This is a genomic window from uncultured Duncaniella sp. (assembly GCF_910577345.1).
Classification (GTDB): Bacteria; Bacteroidota; Bacteroidia; order Bacteroidales; family Muribaculaceae; genus Duncaniella.
On record NZ_CAJTMT010000058.1, the window covers coordinates 1,506 to 5,458 of the forward strand.

2 protein-coding genes (1 of these 2 only partly in view) are annotated in these 3,953 nt (G+C 48.9%); both read right to left on the reverse strand.

Going from position 1 to position 3,953, the window contains the following annotated elements; all coding sequences use genetic code 11:
- Positions 1-2,570 carry the 5' portion of a leucine-rich repeat protein gene (locus tag QZ310_RS13515; protein ID WP_366935492.1) on the reverse strand. It extends 13 nt beyond the left edge of the window, so only the first 2,570 of its 2,583 coding nucleotides appear in the window; the start codon lies at positions 2,568-2,570; its stop codon lies beyond the left edge, outside the window.
- A 53-nt stretch (positions 2,571-2,623) separates the two neighbouring features.
- Complete coding sequence (locus tag QZ310_RS13520; protein WP_297073794.1) at positions 2,624-3,322, reverse strand: hypothetical protein; 699 nt, start codon at positions 3,320-3,322, stop codon at positions 2,624-2,626.
- Positions 3,323-3,953 lie beyond the last annotated feature (631 nt).

The following is a 3,953-nucleotide window of genomic DNA, read 5'->3' on the forward strand; positions in this document are numbered from 1 at the left end:
CGGCCGAGGTGGAGATAGGTGAGATTCTCGCAATGGATGAAGGCATGTTTGGCTATCTCGGTGACACTGTTGGGAACGTAAATGGAAGTGATGCGGCTGTAGGCATCAGCAAAGGCGCGTTCACCGAGTTTTGTCACGGTATAGATTTCACCGCCGATGCGGACATTCATCGGGATGACAATATCACCCTTGGCATTCGGCGATTCAGTGATGGTGATGGTTTTAGAGGATTTGTCGGTTGTATAGTTGACGTCCTCGGGTATGGTTCCTGTTTCGATACCAACATTAACCTTACATTCCATGGTCTCACCTTCAACTTCTGCCGAGATTACACATTTGCCTGATTCGCACATTGCTGTGACGAGACCGCAGTTGTTGACGTAGGCCACGGCCGGGTCGCTTGAACTCCAGTTGATTTTGAGATTTTCAAGTTTTGAAACAATGCCCAACTGGAAGGATTCATCAGAAAGGATACGGATGGCTGAATGGCTGATGATTGACAAAATATACTTGACGGTCACGGCGCAGGTGGCCTCCATCGTATTACCTTCATTATCAGTCGCAATCACTTTGATTTCAGCAGAGCCTTTTGCAATGGCTTTGACAAGACCATTGCTGTCAACGCTTGCTACCGCCGGATTGCTTGACGACCATTTGTAGGTGAAGGGTCGGCTATCCTCGGTGATTGCTTCGGCTGTGAGTTGATAGTTGGCGCCCGGTTCAAGGGTGATTGAATATGTAGTCAGGATGCATTGGTTTGCCGCTTCCATTTTTTCAAACCATCCCCATGGAGTGGTAATGAAGTATTTATCCATACTGTTTTTAGGACAGTATAGGGTACCTTCCGAATATGTCTCGTCATTGAATATATTCTTGTTGGCAGTGGCCGGAGTCTCGGCGAGATATACGACATTATGCAGAGATTCACAATTATGCCAAAGTCTGTCGGCAAATTCCTTTACAGTCGCGGGAATAGAAATTGTAATAAGGCTATTGCAATTTTTAAACGCGTCTGCTGCAAATTTGCTGACAGTGGGAGGGATGGTACATGATGTGCGTGAAAAATCAGGGCAGTAGACCATCATGCTGTCGGGCTTGATGATAAAGGCATCCTTATTTGCGATGAAATAGGGATTATCCTTAGATACAGTGATGATTTTGAGGTCGGGGCAACGATCGAAGATGGAGCGTGAGAATCCCGGCTTCTCGGTGGTTCCTGTTAAAGTGCCAAGAGAAAATAGAGACTTGCCGAAATTCAATTCAGATATCGGACAACCTGAGAAAGCGTCTTCACCAATTTTTTCAACAGCATCGGGAAGATTTATAGCTGTCAATATCGAACAATTTTCAAACGCTTTGTCACCAATTGAAGTCACCGAACTTGGGATTGTGACCGAAGCGAGTGAGGAGCAGTCGGAGAACGCCGAGTTACCAATTGAAGTCACGGAACTTGGGATTGAGACGGAAGCGAGCGCCGAGCAGTCGGAGAACGTCCCTACCCCAATAGAAGTCACTGAACTTGGAATTGAAACGGAAGCGAGCGATGAGCAACGGTAGAACGCCCCGTCACCAATTGAGGTCACGGAACTTGGGATTGAAACGGAAGCGAGCGAGGAGCAACTGGAGAACGTAAAGTCCTCAATAGAAGTCACGGAACTTGGGATTGAGACGGAAGCGAGTGAGGAGCAACCGGAGAACGCATGGGTACCAATAGCAGTCACTGAACTTGGGATTGAGACTGAAGTGAGCGAGGAGCAGCTGGCGAACGCCCAATCACTAATAGCAGTCACTGAACTTGGGATTGTGACCGAAGTGAGCGACGAGCAACCGGAGAACGTCTCATCGCTAATAGAAGTGACTGAACTTGGGATTGAAACGGAAGCGAGAGCTGAGCAACCGGAGAAGGCAGAGTTACCAATAGAAGTCACTGAACTTGGGATTGAAACGGAAGCGAGAGCTGAGCAACCGGAGAAGGCAGAGTTACCAATAGAAGTCACTGAACTTGGGATTGAAACGGAAGCGAGAGCTGAGCAACCGCAGAACGCACCTTCCCCAATCGAGGTCACGGAACTTGGGATTGAGACGGAAGCGAGTGACCTGCAACCGGAGAACGTCTCATCGCTAATAGAAGTCACTGAACTTGGGATTGAGACTGAAGCGAGCGAGGAGCAATTCATAAAAGCTTTTTTACCAATAGAGGTCACCGAATTTGGAATTGTGACAGAGGTAAGACCGGCATTCTCACAAAATCCCAGGTTGCCAATTTCTTTTACAATGTAAAAGTTTGTTCCATCATTTACTCTGGAGGGAATTGTCAATTCTCCCTTAACGGTGTTTCCGGGATTTAACGTTTCAAAAATCCATTGGTTCCCCAATGGATCCGTATAATTTTCTTGTGTTATATAGCCGGCTTTAGTCTTGACGGTGTGATCTGCTTCACTGATAACGGTATAAGTTAGTCCTTCGTAGGTGAAGTCGCGGGCTGAGAGGGTGGCCGGGATTAGGCCGAGGAGTATCAGCCACAGGGGTGCCGATAGCCGCGACACCCGTTTGTGTAGTTGTCTAAACATGTTGTGTGAATTAATTGGTTTATAAAATTATAGTTGGTTTATTTGTTGGCGGTTTATTTGACGGTGGGCTTGACGGTCTTTTTGATGGTCTTTTTAGTTGTGTTCTTGGCGGAAGTGGACCGGAGTTTGTCGGCCATTTGGGTGAGCTGACGGTGGACTATGCACATAAAGTTTTCGAGGTGCATGGCTCCCATTTCCTGCAGGATAGGGGCGAAGGCTTCGATGGGGATGGATGGCGGGGTGATTTTGCAGTCGATTAGGCCGAGACGGCGCAGGGCTTTGGCTCCCGTGAGGGCACCGGCGTGGACATAGACGCGGCGCTCGGGGAGGAGACCGTGGTTGAATCCGTAGCGGAAGGCAAAGTCATAGATTGAAAGGTCGGCGTAGCCTGTCGTTCCGCGGGCGGTTTCGGCCACATGGTCGCGCAACTCTTCAAAATCATTGAAAGTGTGGGTGTCGATGTCGGATAGTTTTTCAATCATCTCCGAAATCACCCGGTTGGCGATGCAGAACTGGTGGCTTGCACGGAGATATTTTTCTTTCTTGCCGGTAGGGATGTTGTGGAGGCCGCAGATGTAGTCCGTGACATTTTTCAGTTCACCGAGCCGTGCGGTCAGGCTGGCGGCATAATCCCGCATGTAATATTCAATCAATCCGCTGACGGTGAGGGCGGACGGTGGGCATGGTTCAGGTTTGCGACATGGGTCGACGACAGTGGGAGGTTTGGGTTTTGGAGGCGAGCAGGAGTTCATATAGCCGGATGAATGGTTGGGGTGTATGCCTCGGTCCTCCTCTCGTCGGCGGTAATGGTTGGGTATGAAAAAAAAGCGTAGGAGTCTGTATCTGTTACCGTCCTACGAATCGAGGCTTCTCGCATTGCCCATCAATAGTCGGACGGCAACGCAGAAGCCCACGCTTGTATATGCAATTATAGCGTCCGGCCATACCTTTCGCAAGGCATTCAGCCGAATGCATGATATTACATATCCACGGGCATCTACCGTTGCACAATCCTTGACTATTGATTGAAATTTTGCGAGAATTTCGATTCGTCAAGAATCAGCGCGGATAAACGCTTTATTAAAATGTTATTTTCAACATCCCACCACGCTTTACCCCAGACCGGGGGCTCCTGCTATGGCGGTCTGCAAAAGCAAAATTAGTAAATTATATTTATTTATGCAAGGATAGGTGTGAGTTTTTGGTTGTTGGTTACATTATGGGCGCCCTGTGGACGCTTTGTGGCCGCTTTGTGGCCGCTTTGTGGCCGCCCTGTGTCCGCCCTGTGTCCGCCCTGTGGATGCCTTGTGGACGCACAGTAGGGACGCTTTTCAAAGCGTCCGCAACAGCATACGATTGGAAATGCAGGGGGGAATTCGTGGG